General features: G+C 60.8%; 4 protein-coding genes. 1 reads left to right on the top strand and 3 read right to left on the bottom strand.

Features of this window, described 5'->3' with window-relative positions:
• A partial coding sequence (locus tag C515_RS0116225) for a transposase (protein WP_028456366.1) occupies positions 1–218 on the bottom strand: 218 nt, incomplete at its 3' end.
• Between the two features lie 655 nt (positions 219–873).
• Here C515_RS0116225 and C515_RS0116220 point away from each other — a divergent pair.
• Positions 874–1,329 (top strand): hypothetical protein, encoded by a 456-nt coding sequence (locus C515_RS0116220; RefSeq protein WP_211234088.1) that lies wholly within the window; start codon positions 874–876, stop codon positions 1,327–1,329.
• Positions 1,330–1,978: 649 nt separating this feature from the next.
• On the opposite strand, the gene C515_RS0116215 is transcribed toward C515_RS0116220, so the two are convergent.
• Both C515_RS0116215 and C515_RS21630 read right to left on the bottom strand, forming a co-directional pair.
• Positions 1,979–4,798, bottom strand: coding sequence for a valine--tRNA ligase (locus tag C515_RS0116215; RefSeq protein WP_028456364.1), 2,820 nt, complete (start codon positions 4,796–4,798; stop codon positions 1,979–1,981).
• 690 nt (positions 4,799–5,488) lie between these two features.
• A partial coding sequence (locus C515_RS21630) for an IS110 family RNA-guided transposase (RefSeq protein ID WP_043650134.1) occupies positions 5,489–5,968 on the bottom strand: 480 nt, incomplete at its 5' end.

Here is a 5,968-nt window from a genome sequence, read left to right as displayed (position 1 = left end):
CGCAGCCGGGATAACTCCATCTGCTCGGGCGTGATCGCCTTGCCGGTGCCGGCGGCCAGTTTTCCCGCCTTGCTGGCTTTGCGCCAGTTGCTGAGTGTCTGCTCGGAAATGCCCAGCTCGCGGGCGACCTGAGCGGGGGATTTGCCTTCGGCCTCGACCAGACGGACCGCCTCTTGCTTGAACTCGGTGGTGTAGCTCTGCTTCGGGATTTTGTACATCGATACCTCCGTATGCCAGTTTATCTGGCTACGCTTGGTATCCGAAATTCGCGGTCAACCTCACACGTCGTTCGAGCAAATTCACGGTGAAGAAATAAGTGCCACCCGGGCACCAGGCACGCCGATAGTCCATCTGCACAGCATAGTTGTACAGAAGCCTCGCCGATGCATGCTTTTCCTCGTCATCGTAGGGCGCATTCGCCGCTTGGCGGCAATGCGCCGGAAGTGCGGGGCGCTTGCCAGGTGCGGCGCAATGCCTGCGGCGATTGCGCCCTACGGAGTGCGCCGTACGAGGTGTCTTTTTGGGTATGTGGCCGTAGCCCTTTAATAGATTTGGCTGTGGCCTTATCGCTGCATGGGTATGCTGGTATGCATTTAGGACGCGATGCCCTCGCAGCCGCCGAGAAGCGCAGCGATCAACAGGGTTTCGCGGGTGAGATGTTTGAGCCCGAAGGGCGAGTTTCGAACCCGCGCTGTTGATTGCGAGCATCGCAGGGCACCCCGAAGGGGCGGCGGAGCGGGCTCGGCTTTCGGGTGAAGGGGGCTTTGCCGAGACAAAGCCCCCTTCCCGTGCGCGCGGCGGAACGCGCATGCAAACACCGCGCCGCAGGCGCAGAAAACCTTGCAGGCTTCAGATTGAACGCAGCGGTTTGATGTGATTCATGCGGCGCAATTCGCTTCGCTCATTGACGCCCTACGAGTGCGCCGTACGCGGTGGGAAATCGAGCTGACCTACGGGGAAATCAAGACAGACCTGCAGCGCCAGGCGATGACCTTGCGCAGCCTGCAGCCCGAGGGGATCAAGCAGGAGTTGTGGGCGACCTTGCTGATGTACAACCTGATCCGGCTGGAGATGCTGCGCATTGCGGAAGAAGCGGCAGTTTCGCCATGCCGGATCAGTTTCCTGACGGCGCTGCGTTACATTGTGGATGAGTGGCTGTGGAGTTCGAGTCGTTGCTCACCGGGCACGATCCCGGGCAAGTTGAAGGCGATGCGCAGCAACATCAAGCGCTTCATTCTGCCGCCACGTCGCAGCGAGCGGCGCTATCCGCGCACAGTGAAGATGAGCAAAACCCGTTACCCAGTCAAGAAAAATGCCGCTCAGGCTTAACTGAGCGGCATTGCCGCAGATGCGGGGCTTTTTACTGATGCGGATTTTACCGGCGTAGGGCAATGGGATGGACTCCTCGTTCCGTTTGGATTGGTTGGCTGACACTTCCCAGTCTGGCACTGGATGCCGTTTCAGGAGGGAGGAGTCCATCCCATTGCCATACGCGGTACCGTGCTACCAGTAGCGAACTTGTATAAAAGCATTAGCACTTTTGTCACTACCTGCCCCAATGCGTCCCCATGTGAATTCCCGTAATTCCATGCTCTTGAAGCGAGGGGGAGGAAAGTGCTTGTTGAGCCAATTAAGGTGCAGCTGTACACGCGCATCTTCGCTGCAATACCAATCGTCAGCTTCCATGGTGTCAAAGTGCGAGTTGGAAAGCCTAAGTGAAGCGCCAGTGAGTCGCGTGTCAGTGAATCCTAGATAAATCGTGCATGAAGCATCAGCGCTGCAGTATGTGTGGCAGAGGCAGTTCTCTGAGCTGCTGGCTGGTTTGAAATCACCGGGCAGCTCTGCGCGGAGTAATGCAGCATGAATCCGCAATGTGTCCAGCCATATTTCTCCGGTGCTTGCATCGATACGTAGTTCTAATGACATGAATGCTACCCAGTGAAAGCAAAGGGCCGCAATTGCGGCCCTTTGTGGCTTATTACTTCAGCTTTTCCAGCTGCGCTGCCAGTTTCGCCAGCTTCTCATTCAACTCCGCCAGCTGCGCGCGGTCTTTTTCGACCAGGTGCGCGGGGGCTTTGTCGGTGTAGCCGGGTTTTTCCAGCTTGGCGAGCAGTTTGTCGCGCGCATCCGTCGTCTTGCCGATTTCCTTGGTGACACGCGCCGTTTCGGCGGCCTTGTCGACTTCGACCACCAGCATCATGCGCGTGGTGCCAGCGACGGCGACAGGAGCATCGTCTTCCGGCAGCCTAGCGACGATGTGCACCTCGGACAGCTTGGCCAGCGGCTTCAGGTAGGCCACGAACTGCGCCAGAGACGCATCGCCTTCCAGATACAGCGGCGCCTTCACCGCGGGCGACAGGCCCATTTCACCGCGCAGATTGCGTGCGGCAAAGGCCAGCGACTTCAGCGTTTCCACCGTGGCGTTGGCATCCGCGTCGACCTTCGAGAGATCCGCCACCGGCCACTGCGCCAGCATCAGCGAGTCGGTGTCCTTCTTGCCGGCCAGCGGGGCAACGGTTTGCCACAGCTCTTCGGTAATGAAGGGCATGATCGGGTGAGTCAGGCGCAGGATGGTTTCCAGCACGCGGATCAGCGTGCGGCGGGTGGCGCGCTGCTGCGCCTCAGAACCGGTCTGCGTGCTGACCTTGGCCAGCTCGATGTACCAGTCGCAGTATTCGTTCCAGACGAATTCGTAGATCTGCTGCGCGGCGAGGTCGAAACGGAAGGTGTCCAGCGCGTGGGTGATGTCGGCTTCGGCCTGTTGCAGGCGGCCGATAATCCACTTGTCGGCAAAGCTGTAGTCGAGCTCGGCGCCCGCTTCCAGACCGCAATCCCTGCCTTCGACATTCATCAGCACGAAGCGCGTGGCGTTCCAGATCTTGTTGCAGAAGTTGCGATAGCCCTCGCAGCGCTTGCCGTCGAAGTTGATCGAGCGGCCCAGCGAAGCGAGCGAAGCGAAGGTGAAGCGCAGCGCGTCAACGCCGTAGGCCGGGATGCCGTTGGGGAATTCCTTCTCGGTCTTCTTGGCGACTTGCGGCGCCTTTTCCGGGCGACGTAAGCCCGTGGTGCGCTTTTCCAGCAGCGGGGCGAGCTCGATGCCGTCGATCAGGTCGACCGGGTCGAGTACATTGCCCTCGGACTTCGACATCTTGTTGCCTTCCGCGTCGCGCACCAGGCCGTGCACGTACACGTGCTTGAACGGCACGGTGTCGCAGAAGTGCGTGGTCATCATGATCATCCGGGCGACCCAGAAGAAGATGATGTCGTAGCCGGTAACCAAGACGGAGGACGGCAGGAAGGCTTTGAGGTCCGGCGTCTGTTCCGGCCAGCCCAGGCTGGAGAATGGCACCAGCGCGGAAGAGAACCAGGTGTCGAGCACGTCGTCTTCGCGGCGCAGCGTCTTGCCCGGCGCTTGTGCCTGCGCTTCGGCTTCGTCGCGGCCCACATAGACCTTGCCGTCTTCGTCGTACCACGCCGGAATCTGGTGGCCCCACCACAGCTGGCGAGAGATGCACCAGTCCTGGATATTGTTCAGCCAGGCGTAATAGGTGTTCACCCAGTCGCCAGGAACGAACTCGACCTGGCCGTTCTTCACCACGTCGAGCGCCTTGTCGGTAATGCTGCGGCCGTCCTTGGTGGGCTTCGTCATCGCCACGAACCACTGGTCGGTGAGCAGCGGCTCGATCACCGTGCCGGTGCGGTCGCCGCGCGGCACCATCAGTTTGTGCGGCTTGGTGTCGAGCAGCAGGCCGGCGGCCTCAAGGTCAGCGAGCATCGCCTTGCGCGCCTGCGTGGTGGTCAGGCCAGCGTAGGCGGCCGGCAGCGCGAAACCGTCGTGCTGGGTGCCGTCAAAGCTGAACACCTGCGCGTTGGCGAGGATGGTCGCCTGCAGGCTCATCACGTTGATCAGTTTGGTGTCGTGACGCTTGCCGACCTGATAGTCGTTGAAGTCGTGCGCCGGGGTGATCTTCACAAAGCCGGTGCCGAATTCCTTGTCCACGTATTCGTCGGCAATCACCGGAATCTGGCGGCCGGTCAGCGGCAGCTCGACCAGCTTGCCCAATAGATGTTGATAACGCTCGTCGTCCGGCGCGATGGCGACGGCGACGTCACCCAGTAGTGTTTCCGGACGGGTGGTGGCGACGGTAATGAATTCGTCGGAGCCGACCACGGGGTACTTGATGTGCCACATGCTGCCGTTTTCTTCCTCGGAGATCACTTCGAGGTCGGAAATGGCGGTGCCGAGCTTGGCATCCCAGTTGGACAGGCGTTTGCCGCGGTAGATCAGCCCTTCGTTGTACAGGCGAACAAAGGCTTCGACCACAGACTTGGACATCTTGTCGTCCATGGTGAAGTATTCGCGCTGCCAGTCTACTGATGCACCCATGCGGCGCATTTGCCGCGTGATGGTGTCGCCCGATTCCTTCTTCCATTCCCAGACTTTTTCCAGAAAAGCCGGGCGACCCAGATCGTGGCGCTTGATGCCCTGGGCATCGAGCTGACGTTCAACGACGATCTGCGTGGCGATGCCGGCGTGGTCAGTGCCCGGCAACCACAGCGTGTTGTCGCCGCGCATGCGGTGATAGCGCGTCAGGCCGTCCATAATGGTCTGGTTGAACGCATGGCCCATGTGCAGCGTGCCGGTGACGTTCGGCGGCGGCAGCTGGATGCAGAACGACGGCGCGTTCAGATCCATGCTCGGCGAGAAGTAGTTCGCGCCTTCCCAGCGCGGATACCAGTTGCGCTCGATGTCGGCGGGTTCGAAGGATTTGGCGAGGTTGTCGAGGGCTGTGCTCATGGGCGTCAATCGCGGAAATGGCTGAAATAGCCGGCGATTATAGCGTGTGAGGAGTGAGGGGGGAGGGGTGAGGTGCGCCTGTAGCGGGCAGAAGGGCGAGCAACGAGGCCGCTTGGGTGGGCTGACTGACAGGTATTGGCTTGCAGCCTTTGCAGGGGTTGGGTTGTGGTCGCATACGTGGCAATAATCTTGCCGCCTCACGCCTCACTATTGATCCGGCCCGCTGATGTTTTCACTTGTAGGAGCGAGCTTGCTCGCGATAAGCAACGCTTCGCGAGCAAGCTCGCTCCTACAGAAATTCATGCGTCTGAGGGCCGGATCACTAGCTACCTCAGCAAAGAACAATTCGTCATTCCCGCGGAAGCGGGAATCGAGCTGCAATGCCTGTTCAAGCAGCACTCTGGATACCGTATATGGACTCCTCCCGGTTTGCAAGCATTCCGCAGTTCTGGTCGCTGGATCGACTGCGCACGTATATCCGGCCTCTGCGTTGGGCTCAATCGCCCGGACCATGATGGGCTATTCGCGCGGCGGGTCCTTATCGGCTTAGCGTGCTTCGCGCACTGGGAATCCATCAGGTTTGCCCGCCGCCGGTTCGACCAATGGGCCATCACTGCTTCTGCGTTGCAATCGTGACGTTGACGTACTCGTGGCGTTGATCTTCCCTTGCGGGCCGGGTGAGACGGACCGTCAGCTGGCCATGTCCAATCCTGCCTGCCCGTACTCCGGGTCATAATCCGCTTCCCGGGTCAGCAGCGCCCAGGCTAGCCGGGCGGTCTTGTTAGCCAGGGCGACTGCGGCCACATTCCTGTTTCGGCGGTGGCACAGCTTCTGAATCCAGACGCTGAGCCGATCCGTCTTGCCCTGGGCGGCCAGCACCACGGCGCGGGCGCCATGAATCAGCAGCGTGCGCAGGTAGGTATCACCACGCTTGCTGATGCCCAGCAGCTTCGCCTTGCCGCCGCTGCCGTGCTGTCCGGGCACCAGTCCCAGCCACGCCGCCAGATCACGCGCGTGCTTGAAGTCGCCGATATGCTGTCCGATGGCGGCCACCAGCGCGGTGGCCGTGATGGGCCCGATGCCGCGCAGTTGCTGCAGCTTGCGCGCCTGGGCGTGCTCGCGCCCCATGTGCTGGATATCCCGATCCACGCTGGCGACGCGCTCGTCGAG

Source organism: Chitinilyticum litopenaei DSM 21440 (genome assembly GCF_000428145.1).
Classification (GTDB): domain Bacteria; phylum Pseudomonadota; class Gammaproteobacteria; order Burkholderiales; family Chitinibacteraceae; genus Chitinilyticum; species Chitinilyticum litopenaei.
Note: the sequence above shows the minus strand (reverse complement) of the source record. Positions and strands in the feature narration are given on the sequence as shown.